Genomic DNA, 15,715 nt, shown 5'->3' with positions numbered 1-15,715 from the left:
GGAGTGGTTCAATGCAGAGATTGCCCACGGAGATGTCCGCCCGACATCCTTGGCATCAGATGATCAGTCGTCGCAGGTCCCCTATCAGGGCAGCATACCGCGACAGGAAACGCGCGGCATCCGCCCCGTTTACCACGCGGTGGTCATAGCTCAGGTCCAGCGGGCACATCGGCACCGGCACCCAAGCATCGAGCTCCCATACCGGCTGCATCTGCGTCCGGGTCAGACCAAGGATCGCCACCTCGGGCGGATTCACGATCGGGGTGAAGCCGCTGCCGCCGATGCCGCCGAGGTTCGAGATCGACATCGATGCTCCGCCCATTTCGTCCGGGCGGACCTTGCGGGCCTGCGCGCGGGCGGCGAGGTCGGTGATCTCGGCCGCGATCACCCAGAGCCCCTTGCGGTCCGCGTCCCGGATCACCGGCACCATCAGCCCATGTGGCGTGTCAACGGCGATGCCGACATGGACGTAGTCCTTCAGGATAAGCCGGTCCCCCTCGGCCGAAAGCGAGGCATTGAACCGCGGAAACTCCCGCAGGCAGCGCGCCAGAACGGCCACGTGAAACGCCAGCGCGGTCAGCTTCACGCCGCGCGCCTGCGCCTCGGGTTTCAGCCGCGCCCTGAACGCCTCGACCGCGCGCATGTCAGCCGTGTCGTGATGGGTGACCTGCGGAATGGCGGTGTTGGCCGCCGAGAGGTTCGCCGCGGCGACCTGTGCGAACCGGGGCAGCGCCTCTTCCTCCACGGGGCCGAAGGCTGCGTGATCGACCTGCCAGTAGCGGCTGGCAGTCCAGCCCGGCGCCGGCACGGGTGCACCGCTTGCTGCACGGTCCACGTCCTCGCGGGCCAGTGTCTCGCGTCCCGTCTCGGCGGCGACGCGCGAAAGATCCACGCCTTTCTGTGCAGCGTAGGAGCGGACGGACGGGCTTGCGACATAGGTCATTTCCGCCTCCCTACCACGCGGCCGAGATGTATTGCGTTTCCATGAACTCCAGCATCCCCTCGTGACCGCCTTCGCGGCCAAGGCCGGACTGCTTGGTTCCGCCGAAGGGCGCGGCCGGATCGCTGACCAGCCCGCGGTTAAGGCCGACCATGCCGTAGTCCAGCCGCTCGCAGACCCGCATCCCGCGCCGCATGTCCTCGGTGAAGACATAGGCGACAAGGCCGTATTCGGTGTCATTGGCGCGGGCGATCACCTCGTCCTCGTCGGTGAAGGTCTGAATCGCAGCCACGGGGCCGAAGATCTCGTCACGCACGCAATCGGCGGTGTCGGGCACGTCGGCCAGGACGGTGGGCGGGTAGAAGTATCCCAGGCCCTTCGGAAGCTCGCCCCCAAGGCAGAGCCGTGCGCCCTTGGCGACCGCATCGGCGACGAAGCCCGCCACCTTGTCGCGGGTGTCGGCATTGACCAGCGGGCCCACGTCCACGCCCTCTGTCAGGCCGTTCCCGACCTTCAGCGCGGCCATCTTCGCGGTCAGCTTCTCGGTGAAAGCATCGGCCACATCCGCGTGGACATAGATGCGGTTGGCGGCCGTGCAGGCCTCGCCCAGGTTGCGCATCTTGGCCAGCATCGTCCCCTCGACCGCCGTGTCGATATCGGCGTCCTTCAGCACCAGCACGGGGGCGTTGCCGCCCAGTTCCATCGCGGGTTTCAGCACCTGGTCGGCGGCGGCATGGAGGAGCTTCCGTCCAACACCGGTGGAGCCGGTGAAGCTGATCACCCGCACGCGCGGATCGTGCAGCAGGTGATCGACCAGCGCGCCGGTCTTGCGCGAGGGCAGGACGTTCACGAGGCCCTTCGGCACCCCGGCCTCTTCCAGAAGCGGCATCAGCGCCAGCATCGTCAACGGCGTCTCTGACGCGGGCTTGATGATGACCGGGCAGCCCGCCGCCAGCGCCGGGGCGATCTTGCGCGTGCCCATCGCGGCCGGGTAGTTCCACGGCGTCACCAGCACCGCGATCCCGGCGGGCTTGTGCTGCACCACGATCCGCGCGCCAGAGGCCGGGGCATGGGTGATCAGGCCATCGGCGCGCACGGCCTCCTCGGCGAACCAGCGGAAAAATTCCGCGGCATAGGTCGCCTCTCCCATCGCGTCGGCGCGGGCCTTGCCGTTTTCCAGCGTGATCAGGCGGGCAAAATCCTCCAGCCGGGCGGTCATCAGTTCCCACGCCTTGCGCAGGACCTCGGACCGCTGGCGGGGCGTGCGCGCCGACCATTCGACAAAGGCCGCCTGCGCGGCATCCAGCGCGGCATCGGCATCGGCCAGTTCGGCCGAGGCGACAGAGGCCAGAACCTCTTCCGTTGCGGGGTTCAGCACGTCGAAGCGCGCGCCTTCCGCGCCCGGGCGCCATTGGCCGTCAATGTAAAGATCGGTGTAGTCCATCGGTGTCTCCGCTGTCAGAGGAGATGGCGCAGCGGCTCATCCAGCCGCCCGGCAAATCCGGTCATCAGGTCAAGCGCGGCCGCAGGCGTCAGCGCCCCGGCCGCAGCCTCGAGGGTGAGGGTCAGGGGATCGGCGCCCGTCAGGGTCAGCACGGGGGCCTCTTCCGCGCCAAGATGCAGGCCGGTCAGCGCGCTGCCGCGCAGGTCGCGCAGGATCAGGGCGGGGGTGCCCGCGCCGTCGGGCGCGCGGCCAAGGCCGCCGCGATCGGGATCGGCGAAAAGGCGGCGCTGGCCGAAGCTTTCGACCGCGACGATCAGCGCATCCGGCGCATGGGGGCGCAGTGCGCCCGCCGCAAGGCCTGCCAGAACCGCGCCGGGATCGGGGCGGGCACCGGCCTCCGCCGCGATCCAGTCGAGGAAGGTGGCGAGGGCCTTTGCCGCCACTTCGGCGGTCAGGTGCAGGCTGGCCGCTGCCGTGGCGGGCGCGGCCTGTTCCGCGGGCGCCGGCAGCGCGCGCAGGGTTTCGAGGTCTGCGACGTGATAGGGCTGCGGCACGCCCGCAGCCACCAGCCGCGCAAGGTCGAGGCCCTGTTCCGCCGCCAGCCGCCGCGCCTTGGGCGAGGCGAGGATGCGCCCGCCTGGAGCCGGTATTGCCCGCTGCGTCGCCGGTTTGGGCCGCGTTGGCGCAGGGGCCGCCGGTTCCGCGGCTTTCGCGGCGGGCGGCGCAGTCGGCTGCGGCGCGGCAGGGGCCGGGGCCGGGCCATCGCCGCGCGGGCGCGCCACCGGGTTGGCGGGTTTCTCAGCAGAGATGAGGGCGATGGTCTCGCCCACGGGCACCTCTTGCCCAGCTTCGGCCAGAAGGGCCGCCACGAAACCCGACACGCCGGCGGGCACTTCCATCGTGCTCTTGTCGGTCTCGACCTCCAGCAGCACGTCGTCGGCCGCCACAGCATCGCCGGGTGCCTTGTGCCAGGCGACCAGCAGCCCGGTGTCCTGTGCCATGCCAAGGGCGGGCATGATGACCGGCTGGCCGTTGGGCAGATCCTCGGCCGTGGGGGCGGATGGAGTGGCGGGCTCCGTCGAGGCCTCTGGCGCAGCAGCCGTCGCCTCCGCATCGGGACTGTCCCCGATCACGGCCACGACCCGGCCCACCGGCACGCTCGCCCCGGCTTCGGCCCGGATCTCTGTCAGATAGCCGTCGCTCTGCGCCTCGACCTCCATCGTGGCCTTGTCGGTTTCCACCTCCATCAGCGGATCGCCCGCCTTGACCGCATCACCCGGTGCCTTCAGCCACGCGACGATCAGCCCGGTGTCCTGCGCCATGCCGAGCGCGGGCATGATGACGTCATGCGGCATCGCGCGTCTCCCCCCGCACGATGCGCCGCGCGGCCTCGGCCACGCCGTCGGGCGTGGGCACGGTTAGGTCTTCCAGCGCAGGTGAGAAGGGGACCGGCACGTCCATCGCCCCCATCCGGATCACCGGCGCGTCGAGGTGGTAGAACGCCTTTTCGGAGATCCGGCTGGCGATCTCGGCGGTGACGCCGAAGCTCTGGTGGCCCTCGTCCACGACGATGGCGCGGCTGGTCTTGCGCACACTTTCAAGGATCGTCTCCTCGTCCAGCGGCACGATGGTGCGCGGGTCGATGACCTCGGCGCTAATGCCGTCGGCGGCCAGCATTTCGGCTGCCTTGAGCGAGACCTGCACCATCGACGAGGTTGCAACGATGGTGACGTCGCGCCCCTCACGCAGCACCGCCGCCTCGCCGAAGGGGATCAGGTACTCCTCTTCCGGCACAGGTGCCTTGTCGTTGTACATCAGCTTGTCTTCGAAGATGACGACCGGGTTGTTGTCGCGGATCGCCGTCTTCATCAGCCCCTTCGCCTCGTAGGCAGAGGAGGGCAGGGCGACCTTCAGCCCCGGGATATGCGCGACCAGCGCATGGAGCGACTGGCTGTGCTGCGCGGCGGACCGGCGCGTGGCGCCGAGGTTCGTGCGCAGCACCAGCGGCACCTTCAGCTTGCCGCCCGACATGTAATGCGTCTTGGCCGCCTGATTGCAAAGCTGGTCCATGATCAGGAAGATGAAATCGCCGAACATCAGGTCCACGATAGGGCGCGATCCGGTCATCGCCGCGCCGACCGCCATTCCCATGAAGCCGGGCTCGGAGATCGGGGTGTCGATAACCCGCTCGGGGCCGAATTCCTCGACCAGCCCCGAGAGGACCTTGAAGGGCGTTCCGGCTTCGGCCACGTCCTCGCCGAGCAGGAAGATGGCGGGGTCGCGGCGCATTTCTTCGGCGATGGCCTCGTTGACGGCCTTGGACAGGGTGATTTCGCGCATCTCGCTCTCCTCAGGCGGCATCGTTGTCGGCAAAGACATGCATCGTGACCTCGCTGCCCGGCGGGTAGGGGGCGTCCAGCGCATAGGCCACAGCGGCTTCGGCATCGGCGCGGATGTCGTCGCGAATGGTCTTCAGCTCCTCTTCGCTGGCGATGCCTTCCTTCGCGAGCCACGCGCCGAAGTTGACGATCGGGTCGCGTTTCTCCTTCCAGATCGTCTCTTCTTCCTTGGTGCGGTAGTAATCGCGGTTGATGTCGCCGACGTGGTGGCCGTGATAGCGGTAGGTCAGCAGTTCGATGAAGAACGGTCCCTCGCCGTTGCGGGCGCGGGCGACCAGCTTCTGCGCCAGGTCGTTGACGGCCAGGACATCCTGCCCGTCCACCTGGTGCGCCTCTATCCCGAAGGCCTCGGCCCGCTTCAGGATCGAGCCGGCGGCGATCTCGGCAGTCGCGGTATATTCGGAATAGCCGTTATTCTCGCAGGCGTAGATGACAGGCAGCTTCCACAGCGCGGCCATGTTCATCACCTCGTACATCAGGCCCTGCGCGGTCGCGCCGTCCCCGAAGAAGCAGACGGCGACATCGTTGCGTCCCAGCCGCTTGGCCGACAGCGCGGCCCCGGTTGCGATGCCCATGGAGCCGCCGACGATCGCGTTGGCGCCAAGGTTGCCGTGGCTCTGGTCGGCGATATGCATCGACCCGCCCTTGCCGCGGCAGTAGCCCTCGGCCTTGCCCAGAAGCTCGCAGAACATCTGCCTGAAATCGGCCCCCTTGGCGACGCAGTGGCCGTGGCCGCGGTGGGTGGAGGTGATCTTGTCATCATCCGTCAGCGCCTCGCAGATGCCGACGGCGACGGCCTCCTCGCCGGAATACATATGCGTCAGCCCCGGCATCTTGGCCGAAAGGTAAAGCTGGTTGGCGTTGTCCTCGAAGGTGCGGATGCGCACCATCTGGGAATACATCCGCAGATAGTCCTCGGTATTCGTCTTGCGCCGGGCGGCAGCCATCGTTGCGCTCCCTGTCTTCCTCTTGGCGAAAATATCCTCGCCGGACGCCCGATCTTTCGATGAAAGATCGCGCGCGCCCGGCGGAGGCGGTCAGTAGCGGTTGGCGATCGGAAGTTCCTCGGCCGGGAACAGGCTGATCACGGTGCAGCCCTTGTCGGTCACGACGACCTCTTCCTCGATCCGGGCGGCAGAATAGCCGTCGGCGGCGGGGCAGTAGGTTTCCAGCGCGAAGACCATGCCGGTCTGGATCTCCATCGGGTTGTCGAGGCTGACGGCCCGGCTGATGATCGGGCGTTCGTGCAGTGCCAGTCCCAGCCCGTGGCCGAATTGCAGGCCGAAAGCCGACAACTCATCCGGGAAGCCGTATTCCTCGGCCTTGGGCCAGAGGCTGGCCACCTTGTCCGTCGTCACGCCGGGCTTGATTGCGCTGATCGCCGCGTCGAGCCATTCACGCGCCTTGGTATAGGCGTCGTGCTGCGCGGGCGTCGCACGGCCGATGTTGAAGGTGCGGTAGTAGCAGGTGCGGTAGCCCTGGTAGCTTTGCAGGATGTCGAAGAAGGCCTGGTCACCGGGGCGGAACAGCCGGTCGGTGAAGTTGTGCGGATGCGGGTTGCAGCGTTCGCCCGAGATGGCGTTGATCGCCTCCACGTCGTCCGATCCCATCTCGTAGAGTAGCTTGTTCGACATCGCGACGATGTCGTTCTCGCGCACGCCGGGTTTCAGCTCCTCGGAAATCATGTGGTAGACGCCATCGACCATGCTGGCGGCCTGGTTCAGAAGCTGGATCTCGTCGATGTTCTTGATCTCGCGCGCGCTCAGCATGATCTGCTGGCCGTCCACGACGTTCAGCCCCGCCTCCTGCAGTGCGAAAAACATCGCGGTTTCGGCATAGTCCACGCCCACGGGCATGTCGGCCATCCCGGCCTTCTTGATCAGGCTCGCTATCTCTTCGGCATAGCGCTTCATCAGGCCGAAGCTGGGCGGAATCGTGCCGCGCATGCCGACGACGCCGGCCAGCATCCGCTCGGGGTCGAGCCAGTCGCAGTATTCGCGGTGGTGCACGGCGGCGGAGCCGAAGTCCCAGACATAGGGTTCTTCGTCACCCGCCAGCAGGCAGAACCGGCACATTTTGTCGCGTTCCCACTCGCCGATCTTCGTGCCGCTGATGTAGCGGATGTTGTTGACGTCAAAGAGCAGGAGCGAGCCGCAGTGGCTGTTCTTCAGCGCGGTCTTGGCGCGGCTGAGGCGGTAGCGGCGCAGCCGGTCGTGATCGACCCGGCGTTCGAAATCGACCGAGGTGTGGCCCCAGGCGGGGATGTGTTTTTCCCAGCGCCAGTTCGGGTCGATGTCGCCCGGTTGAAGGATGCGGGGATTGAGAGCTGTCGTGTTCATGTGAAATCTCCCGGCGCCTGGAGCGGGGCGCCATTTGTGGGGAAAGCGGATGGTGAGGGATGCCTGCCGCCGGTCAGCGGATCACTGGATGCACCAGCCGCCGTCGATGTGGATCATCTGGCCGGTCATGTAGTCGCTGTCCGGGCTGACAAGGAAAGCCGCTGTCCCCTTGATGTCATTGGGGTAGGAGACGCGCTTGATCTTCAGCTCGTTGTTGACGATGTCCTCGTAGGCCTGGCCTTCGCGCTCCTTGAAGCCGATGTCGATCAGGTCCTTGTCGAGCTGTTCCCAGAGCGGGGTGACGACGACCCCCGGGGCATAGCCGTTCACCGTGATGCCATGTTCGGCAAGCGCCACTGCGCCGCAATGCGTCAGCGCGAGGCAGCCGTATTTCGAAGTGCAGTAGACCGTCACGTCAACCAGCGGCTTGCGCGAGGCGATCGAGCCCACGTTGATGATCTTGTAGGGGTAGTCCTGCTTGCCCTGCTTGATCATCTGGCGGGCGGTTTCCTGCATGCCCAGCCACATACCCTTGGTGTTCACGTCCATGATGAGGTCCCAGTTGTCCTCGTCGATGTCCATGAAGAAGCGCGGCTTGTTCAGGCCGGCGTTGAACAGGCCGACGTTGATCAGGCCGAATTTCTCGACCGTGGCCGCGACGGCGGCGGCATTGTCCGCGCGCTTCGTCACGTCCATGCGGATCGCGATCGCCTTGCCGTTTCCGGCCGCGTTGATGCGGTCGGCGGTCTCCTGCGCCTTGTCCAGGTCGATGTCGCCCAGACAGACATTCGCGCCCTGTTCGGCGAAATGCTCGGCGTTGCACGCGCCCATCCCCTGGGCCGCGCCGGTGATCAGGATGTTCTTACCTTTCAGGCGATTGGGGTCCATGGTCTCCTCCTCAGAACCTTCGATGTCTCATTGCTTGTTCGGCCCGCTCTTGGGTCTTTCTCAATGCGAGGCGCGGGCTGATGACGCCGCGCAGCATCTCGTGCAGCTCCTGTCCGCAGATCTCGATCAGATCGCAGACTTCCGGCACCGGCGGACGGGGCCAGAACTGCAGCTCGTCCCGCCAGGACATGCCGTCCACCGCCTCGAAAATGGGGGAGAGACGCCTAACCTCCGGGTCCGCGCCCACCGAGTAGCGCGGCGCCGTGCGGCTGCCGTTCTGGACGTAGAGCTTCTGGGCCGCCGGCGAGGTGAAGGCGATAAGCGCCTCGGCCGCGGCGGCCCGCCGTTCTACTGGCAGGTTGGCGGGAATGCCCAGCACGTAGCCGCCGACCGGGGCCACGGGCGATCCGCCGGGCCCCGCCGCATGGGGCAGGTAGCCCGTCGTGTCATGCGCGGGCGAGCTCGGGTCGAGCTCGAAATAAGGGGCCAGCAGCGTGTAGCCGTAGGCCATCGCGACGCGGCCCGCGGCATAGGGGCGGACACGCTCATACCAGGACATCGACAGGATGTCGGGCGGCGAATAGTCCAGAAGCTGCATCAGATACTCTGCCGCCGCCTCTGCCGCCGGGGCGTCGAACTGCGGGCGCAGGTCGTCGCGATCAAGCCAGTCCGCGTCGAACCCACCCGAGATCGGGTCGAGGTTCAGGATCGGGTGACCGAAATCGGCGCAGGCCATCATGAAGGTGTGACCAAGCGCCGTGCCGCGCGCCGCGTTCCAGGCTATCCCGTAGCGCCCGCGGGCCGGATCGTGAAAACGCCTCGCGGCCTCCAGCACTGCCGCCGTGGTCGTCGGCGGTTCCAGACCGGCCTCGGCGAACATGTCCTTGCGGTAGAAGAGGAGCTCGGGCGTGGTCTGGCTCGGCACACCATACGGGCGGCCTGCCCAATGCGCCGCACGCCATCCCGCCGTGTGGAAATCGCTGGGATCGAGGCGCTGGATGTCCATCACCTCGTCCAGTGGCAGCAGCAGGCCCTGGCTTGCGAATTCACCGATCCAGGGCAGGTCGATGGCGATGATGTCGTAATGGCTGGTCCGTCGGGCGGAGTTGCGCAGCGCCTCTTCGTGCAGCCGGTCGATGGAAAAGGCCCGCTGCGAGATGTCGGTGCCGACGATCTGCTCGAACTGCCGCTTCAGCGTCTCCATGACCATGAAGGTCGGATCGCCATGCACCAGAACGCGCACCCCGCCGGGCAGCGACAGCGGCTCGGGCAGGACCGAGGGCGGCTTGATCGACTGGCCCTGCATGTAGGAGCCACCGAAGTAATAGTCCGCGTCGCGCGCCGGGCGCGCCCCAAGGTGGCGTTCGGCCAGCCGTTCGACGCGGGAGGTGAGCTGCTGCCACGACTCCAGCAGCCGCGTGCTGGCGTGAAGCGAGAAGCTCTTGCCGCTGCGGGTGCGGGGACGCTGTTCGACGAGCCCCGCAGCCGTCATGTCGGCCAGCTTCCGAACGGCCGTGGCATAAGGCACACCCGACGCCGCCACGAGCGACGACGGCGTGACGGTCCTGCCTTCCAGGTGGTTGCGGATCAGGTGCGCAGCCATGGTCAGATAGGGGTTCGGGGTTGACAGCTCGAGCGCCTCGCCGACCTCGGTCGTGAAGGCGTCGATGAAATCGAGCATGGCGAAGGGATCATGCGCAGTGGCAGCCGGGGCGGCCTTTTTGGCGCTTGCATCGCCTTGTCCGTTCTGGACGAAGTTTGCATCGGCTTTCATCACTTTGGATAATCTTTGACGGGTCGGGTGCGGACGTGTCGGCTCTTGCATCGAGCGGCTCCATCAGGATGTTCGGAATGAGAGAGAGTGGCTGCGGCGAATATGTTCAACTTGGATATTGATACATCCATTTTGGACATATTGTCGGGGGAAACCGTTTCGTCCCGACGGAATAGTGGCCGGGTGGCTGCTGGAAGATTCGTGACCCGGGGGGAGGCTTTGGGAAACGGATCCGCGGCTGGGAACCGACTTTGGGAGGAAGACAATGGACAAGAAAATGAAGGCCCTGATCGCCGGCTCGACTGCGGTCATGTGCCTGGCTCTAGCCGGCGGAGTATCCGCCAAGACGATCAAGATCGGCATCACGCAGAACAACGTGGGCGTCGACAGCTACCAGACGACCTATGAGAAGGCCTTCATCGCCGCGGCCAAGGCCGATCCCAATGTCAGCACCGTGGTGCTGGACGCCGGGGGCGACGTGGCGCGCCAGATCGCGCAGATTCAGGACCTGATCCAGCAGCATGTCGATGCCATCATCGTCTGGCCGACCAACGGCAAGGCCGTGGTCCCGGCGGTGAAGAAGGCGCATGACGCGGGGATCCCGGTCGTCATCACCAACTCGAACATTGCCAAGCAGGGAATGCCCTACATCGCGGCCTTCTCCGGCCCGAACAACATCAAGCAGGGTGAGGAAGCCGCCGACCTGATGTGCAAGGCGCTGAACGGCAAGGGGCAGATCGTGCAGATCTCCGGCAAGCCGGGCTACACCACCGCGATCCAGCGGGAGAAGGGCTTCGAGGTCCAGCTGGCCAAGAAATGCCCGGGCGTGAAGATCATGGCCACCCAGCCGGGCGACTGGAACCGCGAGAAGTCGCAGCGCGTGATGGAAGACTTCCTGGTGAAGTATCCCAAGATCGACGGCGTCTATGCCGCGGATGACAACATGGGCGTCGGCGCGCTGAACGCGGCCCTTGCCGCGCATCGCGCCAAGGACATCAAGTTCGTCGGCGCGACCAACTTCGCCGTCGGCTACGAGGCGATGGCCAAGGGCGAATACTACGGCTCTGTCTACCAGTCGCCGGTCGAAGACGCGAAGAACGCGCTGAAGACGGCCGTCGAGGTGGTCGAGGGCAAGAAGGTTCCGAAAATGAACTACTTCCCGACGCCGCCGATCGACCAGCAGAACATGAAGAACTTCTCCAAGCCGGTGTTCTGATCTCTCCTCCAGACTGCGCGGTTCCCGATATCGGGGGCCGCGCCCTTTGACAGGCACGATGGAGGAAGGAATGGGACGCGTGACCGGGCGTGTCTGCCTCGTGACCGGGGCTGCCCGTGGAATTGGCCGCGCCATAGGCGAGGCCCTGCTGGATGAAGGTGCGGATGTCTGTTTCGCCGACATCAATGGCGATCAGGTTGCCAAGGTGGCCGAGGCGAACCGCGAAAGGGCCGAAGCTGGCGGAGGACGCGTCATGTCGGCGCCCGTTGACGTCACAAGCCGCGACCAGGTGCGGGCGATGATCGGCAAGGTCGCCGATGCCTTCGGCCGGCTGGATGTGAAGTTCAACAATGCCGGGGTGAACCGGCCGATGAATTTCCTCGACGTGACCGAGGACAACTGGAATTTCATCATGGGGGTGAACGGTCTCGGCGTGCTGATCGGCATGCAGGAGGCCGCCCGCCAGATGATCGCGCAGGGCGGCGGCGGCAAGATCGTCAACACCGCCTCGATCGCGAGCCGGCAGGGCTTCGACAACGTCGCCCCCTATTGCGCGTCGAAGTGGGCCGTGGTCTCGTTGACGCAATCGGCCGCGCGCGATCTTGCCCGTCACGATATCACGGTCACGGGCTTTGCGCCCGGCGTGGTTGCCACCGAAATGTGGGACGAGGTCGACCGCGACCTGATGCAGATCGGGGCGGCCGAGCGTCCGGGGCAGGCGATGGAGGAATTCTCCGCCGGGATACTGCGGGGGCGGGTCGCCCGTCCGGCCGATATCACCGGAACGACGACATTCCTCGCCTCGCCGGAAAGCGATTACATGACGGGACAGATCGTCATGATTGACGGGGGAATGACGTTGGTCTGAGCAGTCGCGCACAGCGACCGACAGCCCGGGGAGGGGCCATGGCCGAGACTCATACAACAGCGTCGCTGGCGCCTGCCGCGACAGAACGACCACGTGGCGGCCAGGGGGAGAATGCGATGGCGGAGACGCGGCTGAAACAGATTGGAGGACTTCTGGCGCGGCAGGGCATCTTTGTGGCCTTCGCGCTGTTCATGATCGGTTTCGCGATCTTTTCCGACCGCTTCCTCAGCGTCGAGAACATCATGTCGGTCCTGCGCGCCGCGGCCATCATCGGGGTCATGGCGCTTGGCGTCACCGTCGTGGTGATTGGGGGCAACCTCGACCTGTCGGTCGGATCCATGCTGTCCTTCTCGACGGTCATGGTGGTGGACCTGCACGACAAGATCGGCCCTGGCGCCGCCATCGGCGTGACGCTGGTCGCAACCCTGGGTCTTGGCGCGGTAAACGGATTGCTGGTGGGCGTGGCGAAGCTCAATTCGCTGATCGTCACGCTGGGTATGCTGTCCGCGATCCAGGGCCTGACGCTGATCTATTCGGGCGGCAAGAACGTCGATATCGCCAATCAGGACACGACCTGGTTCAAGATCTTCGGACGCGGCTACATCGCCGACATCCCGACGCCGATCGTGATCTTCGCGCTCGCCGCCGTGGTGCTGCACGTGGTGATGGCCTACACGCCGTTCGGCCGCCGCGTCTATGCCACGGGCGGCAACCAGACGGCGGCGGTCTTCTCCGGTATCCGGCGCAATCGCGTCGTCTTCGCGACCTATCTGATCTCGGCCACCTGTGTGGCGATCTCGGCGATCATCCTCGGCAGCCGGGTCATGGGATCGCAGAACAACGTGGGGCAGGGCTACGAGTTGCAGGCGCTGGCGGCGGTGATCCTTGGCGGCACCTCGCTTCTGGGCGGGGCGGGGACGATCTGGAAGACGGTGATCGGCGTGCTGATCCTGGGCTTCATCCAGAACGGCCTGCTGCTTCTGGGCTTCGAATACTACGTTCAGTGGCTCGTCACCTGGGCCGTTATCATCCTTGCGGTCTGGCTCGACATCGCGGCCAAGCGCGGCCGCCTCTGGTCGCCTATCGCGTGAGGGAGGAAGAGATGTCCGACAACCCGCTGAAATCCGCGATGCAGTGGCTGGCCCGAAACCCGATCTGGAGCTTCATCCTGCTGATCTTCATCTTCTTCAGCATCGCGAACCCGTATTTCTTCGCGATCCAGAACTTCAAGAACATCCTCGTTCAGACCTCGACCATCGGGCTGATCGCGCTCGGGATGACGCTGGTGATGATCAACGGCAACATCGACCTGAGCGTGGGCGCCGTCGTCGCGCTGGCGGCCAGCCTGTGCGTCGATATCCAGGACTGGCACATCTTCGCAGGCTGGGGCGACTGGGCGATCCTGCCTGCCGTGCTGGCCGCCCTGGCGGCGGGGACGCTTCTGGGGGCGTTGAACGGCCTGATCGTCTGGAAGACGGGGGTGGATTCCTTCATCGTGACGCTTGGCGCGATGCTGGGGGTGCGGGGCCTCGTCTTCGTCTACACGAAGGAGCAGTCCTTCTTTGCCTCGAACTTCGCCTTCTCTGACTTCGGCTCGTCCAACATCGGGCCGCTGCCGACCTTGGCGGTGCTGTTCATCCTCTGCACGATCGTGGTGCATTTTCTTCTGTCGCACACGGTGCATGGGCGCAACATATACGCCGTCGGCGGCAACCGCGCGGCGGCCGTGAACGCAGGCATCCGGGTCGGTCCCCACATGCTGGTCAACTTCATGATCGTGGGCTTCTTCGCGGCGCTGGCCGGGATCACACTGTCCAGCCAGATGGGCGCGGCCACGCCGAACCTTGGCACGAATTACGAACTCTGGGTGATCACCTCCGTCGTGCTGGGGGGCACCAAGCTCAATGGCGGGGCAGGCGACATCATAGGCACATTCGGCGGGGTGCTGGCCATCGGCATCCTGCGCAACGGGATGAACCTGATGCAGGTGCCTGCCTTCTACGTGCTTGTCATCCTGGGCGCCATCCTGATCGCGGTGCTGTTCCTCGACAAGCAACTGAACCGCAAGGGCAAAGAGGAGCTGCGGCTATGAGCGACCAGACCCCCGCGCTGCGCCTTGAAGGCATCGTGAAGACCTTTCCCGGGGTCCGGGCGCTGGATGGCGTCAGCTTCGAGGTCATGCCGGGCGAGGTTCATGCCCTGCTGGGCGAGAACGGCGCCGGCAAGTCCACGCTGATGAAGGTGCTGGCGGGGATGTATCAGCCCGACGAAGGCCACATCTTCATCGACGGAGCGCCCGTCACCATGCGCACCCCGCTCGAGGCCAAGGCCCGCGGCGTGGTGCTGATCCACCAGGAACTGAGCCTTGCCGAAGAGATGTCGGTGGCCGAGAACATCTATCTGGGCGAGCTGCCGCGCCGGTCCTTCGGGCGCGTGGACTGGCAGAAGCTTTATGCCAATGCGCAGGTGATCCTCGACCGGCTGAACTGCAAGTTTGGGCCCAGGTCCCGCGTGGGCGACCTGTCGATCGCCAATCGCCAGATGGTCGAGATCGCCCGCGCGCTGACGGTAGATGCGAAGGCGGTGGTGTTCGACGAACCCACCGCCTCGCTGACCGATGCGGAAAAGGTCGTGCTCTTCGACATCATCAACGACCTGAAGGCGCAGGGGGGGGGATCGTCTACATCTCGCACCGGATGGATGAGATCTTCACGCTGGCCGATCGCATCTCGGTTCTGCGCGACGGCGGTCATCGCGGCACGCTGGTCGCGGCCGAGACGGACGAGGACGCGGTGATCCAGTTGATGATCGGCCGCAAGCTTGACCTGTCGCGGCGCGAGCAGGCGGCGGGAAGCCTGGGCGAGGTTGCCTTGCAGGTCGAGGGGCTGTCCTGCGGCGATCTTTACCAGGACGTGAGCTTTGAGGTGCGCGAGGGCGAGGTGCTGGGCTTCTACGGCCTCGTCGGCGCCGGGCGGACCGAGATCGCCGAGACGCTCTTCGGCCTGCGCCGCCCCACGGCCGGCACGATCCGGCTGGGGGCCGAGGAACTGAACCACATCGCGAGCCCGGCCACAGCGATTGCGCACGGCATCTCGCTGGTGCCGGAGAGCCGGAAGGAGCAAGGGCTGGTGCTGGGCATGAACTGCCGGGACAACATGACCCTGCCGCAGGTGGGGGACCTCACCTCTGGCCCCTTCGTGTCGGACGGGGCAGAGATCGCGATCTTCGATCAGTATCGCGACACCCTTCAGATCAAGACGCCAAGCTGGCGGCAGGCGGTGGGCAACCTTTCGGGCGGCAACCAGCAGAAGATCGTCATCGGCAAATGGCTGGCGATGCGGCCGCGCATCCTGATCGTCGATGAACCGACGCGCGGCATCGACGTGGGGTCGAAGGCAGAGATCCACAACCTGATCCGCAAGCTGGCGGGGCAGGGCTACGCCGTCATCGTGATCTCGTCCGAGATGCCGGAGGTGCTGCATGTCTCCGACAGGATCGTGGCGATGTACCATGGCCGCGTCATGCGGACCTTCACCGCCGACGAGGTGACCGAGGACAGCCTTGTGGCCGCAATCTCGGGGATCGATCAGGGCAGGGCGGCGTAATTGCTGCTGTGAAGGAGTGCGAGCCCGCGTGGTGAGGCAAGAAGGTCTCCGGGAACCCGGGCACGGTTCCGATCCGTTTGTTCAGGCCCTGCAGTTCAGCTCTTGAGCCGTCCGAATTCCTGCTGAGGTCCGACAACGGCCCGGTCTTCACCTCGCGTCGCTACACGGCACGCGTTCGCGGCTACGACCCCGCGCAAGCCTAAGGGGACTTGCCCGTCTTTCATGGCGAGCGTTGATCTCGC

At 65.8% G+C, this 15,715-nt stretch carries 12 protein-coding genes and 1 pseudogene; 5 read left to right on the top strand and 8 right to left on the bottom strand.

Annotated features, from left to right (window positions below; genetic code table 11):
- Positions 1 to 55: 55 nt before the first annotated feature.
- From EIP85_RS01485 to EIP85_RS01450, 8 genes are all read right to left on the bottom strand, one after another.
- Positions 56 to 943 (bottom strand): 2-oxo acid dehydrogenase subunit E2, encoded by an 888-nt coding sequence (locus EIP85_RS01485; protein ID WP_127900360.1) that lies wholly within the window; start codon positions 941 to 943, stop codon positions 56 to 58.
- A 10-nt stretch (positions 944 to 953) separates the two neighbouring features.
- Positions 954 to 2,384 carry an NAD-dependent succinate-semialdehyde dehydrogenase gene (locus tag EIP85_RS01480; RefSeq protein WP_127900359.1) on the bottom strand — a complete coding sequence of 477 codons (1,431 nt, stop codon included), beginning with the start codon at positions 2,382 to 2,384 and terminating at the stop codon, positions 954 to 956.
- A 14-nt stretch (positions 2,385 to 2,398) separates the two neighbouring features.
- The gene (locus EIP85_RS01475; protein WP_127900358.1) at positions 2,399 to 3,739 is read right to left on the bottom strand and encodes a biotin/lipoyl-containing protein; all 1,341 of its coding nucleotides are present in this window, start codon (positions 3,737 to 3,739) and stop codon (positions 2,399 to 2,401) included.
- Complete coding sequence (locus tag EIP85_RS01470; RefSeq protein WP_127900357.1) at positions 3,729 to 4,724, bottom strand: alpha-ketoacid dehydrogenase subunit beta; 996 nt, start codon at positions 4,722 to 4,724, stop codon at positions 3,729 to 3,731. The genes EIP85_RS01475 and EIP85_RS01470 overlap by 11 nt, the downstream gene beginning before the upstream one ends.
- Positions 4,725 to 4,734: 10 nt before the next feature.
- Positions 4,735 to 5,730 carry a thiamine pyrophosphate-dependent dehydrogenase E1 component subunit alpha gene (locus tag EIP85_RS01465; protein ID WP_127900356.1) on the bottom strand — a complete coding sequence of 332 codons (996 nt, stop codon included), beginning with the start codon at positions 5,728 to 5,730 and terminating at the stop codon, positions 4,735 to 4,737.
- Between the two features lie 90 nt (positions 5,731 to 5,820).
- A complete protein-coding gene (locus EIP85_RS01460; RefSeq protein ID WP_127900355.1) occupies positions 5,821 to 7,122 on the bottom strand; it encodes a M24 family metallopeptidase in 1,302 nt (433 codons plus the stop codon).
- 81 nt (positions 7,123 to 7,203) lie between these two features.
- Entirely contained in the window at positions 7,204 to 8,010 is an 807-nt protein-coding gene (locus EIP85_RS01455) for an SDR family NAD(P)-dependent oxidoreductase (protein ID WP_127900354.1), read from the bottom strand.
- A 10-nt stretch (positions 8,011 to 8,020) separates the two neighbouring features.
- Positions 8,021 to 9,784, bottom strand: coding sequence for an ABC transporter substrate-binding protein (locus EIP85_RS01450; RefSeq protein ID WP_127900353.1), 1,764 nt, complete (start codon positions 9,782 to 9,784; stop codon positions 8,021 to 8,023).
- A 265-nt stretch (positions 9,785 to 10,049) separates the two neighbouring features.
- Between EIP85_RS01450 and EIP85_RS01445 the strand changes: the two genes are divergently transcribed.
- The 5 genes and pseudogenes from EIP85_RS01445 (at position 10,050) to EIP85_RS01425 (ending at position 15,473) form a co-directional block, all read left to right on the top strand.
- Positions 10,050 to 11,000, top strand: a complete 951-nt coding sequence (locus tag EIP85_RS01445) for a sugar ABC transporter substrate-binding protein (RefSeq protein ID WP_127900352.1) — start codon at positions 10,050 to 10,052, stop codon at positions 10,998 to 11,000.
- A 70-nt stretch (positions 11,001 to 11,070) separates the two neighbouring features.
- Positions 11,071 to 11,868, top strand: coding sequence for an SDR family NAD(P)-dependent oxidoreductase (locus tag EIP85_RS01440; protein WP_127900351.1), 798 nt, complete (start codon positions 11,071 to 11,073; stop codon positions 11,866 to 11,868).
- Positions 11,869 to 11,984: 116 nt separating this feature from the next.
- Positions 11,985 to 12,959 (top strand): ABC transporter permease, encoded by a 975-nt coding sequence (locus EIP85_RS01435; RefSeq protein WP_127900350.1) that lies wholly within the window; start codon positions 11,985 to 11,987, stop codon positions 12,957 to 12,959.
- Between the two features lie 11 nt (positions 12,960 to 12,970).
- On the top strand, positions 12,971 to 13,960 hold the full coding sequence (locus EIP85_RS01430; RefSeq protein ID WP_127900349.1) for an ABC transporter permease: 990 nt from the start codon (positions 12,971 to 12,973) through the stop codon (positions 13,958 to 13,960).
- Positions 13,957 to 15,473: pseudogene (locus EIP85_RS01425) on the top strand (sugar ABC transporter ATP-binding protein). The gene EIP85_RS01430 and the pseudogene EIP85_RS01425 overlap by 4 nt, the downstream one beginning before the upstream one ends.
- The last annotated feature ends 242 nt before the right edge of the window (positions 15,474 to 15,715 follow it).

The sequence above is a fragment of the Solirhodobacter olei genome (assembly GCF_004010155.1).
Classification (GTDB): Bacteria; Pseudomonadota; Alphaproteobacteria; order Rhodobacterales; family Rhodobacteraceae; genus Solirhodobacter; species Solirhodobacter olei.
Note: the sequence above shows the minus strand (reverse complement) of the source record. Positions and strands in the feature narration are given on the sequence as shown.

Coding starts and splice junctions, on each gene's coding strand:
- EIP85_RS01445 (WP_127900352.1), top strand. CDS start 10,050: ATGGACAAGAAAATGAAGGCCCTGATCGCCGGCTCGACTGCGGTCATG.
- EIP85_RS01430 (WP_127900349.1), top strand. CDS start 12,971: ATGTCCGACAACCCGCTGAAATCCGCGATGCAGTGGCTGGCCCGAAAC.
- EIP85_RS01440 (WP_127900351.1), top strand. CDS start 11,071: ATGGGACGCGTGACCGGGCGTGTCTGCCTCGTGACCGGGGCTGCCCGT.
- EIP85_RS01480 (WP_127900359.1), bottom strand. CDS start 2,384: ATGGACTACACCGATCTTTACATTGACGGCCAATGGCGCCCGGGCGCG.
- EIP85_RS01475 (WP_127900358.1), bottom strand. CDS start 3,739: ATGCCGCATGACGTCATCATGCCCGCGCTCGGCATGGCGCAGGACACC.
- EIP85_RS01470 (WP_127900357.1), bottom strand. CDS start 4,724: ATGCGCGAAATCACCCTGTCCAAGGCCGTCAACGAGGCCATCGCCGAA.
- EIP85_RS01485 (WP_127900360.1), bottom strand. CDS start 943: ATGACCTATGTCGCAAGCCCGTCCGTCCGCTCCTACGCTGCACAGAAA.
- EIP85_RS01465 (WP_127900356.1), bottom strand. CDS start 5,730: ATGGCTGCCGCCCGGCGCAAGACGAATACCGAGGACTATCTGCGGATG.
- EIP85_RS01435 (WP_127900350.1), top strand. CDS start 11,985: ATGGCGGAGACGCGGCTGAAACAGATTGGAGGACTTCTGGCGCGGCAG.
- EIP85_RS01455 (WP_127900354.1), bottom strand. CDS start 8,010: ATGGACCCCAATCGCCTGAAAGGTAAGAACATCCTGATCACCGGCGCG.
- EIP85_RS01460 (WP_127900355.1), bottom strand. CDS start 7,122: ATGAACACGACAGCTCTCAATCCCCGCATCCTTCAACCGGGCGACATC.
- EIP85_RS01450 (WP_127900353.1), bottom strand. CDS start 9,784: ATGAAAGCCGATGCAAACTTCGTCCAGAACGGACAAGGCGATGCAAGC.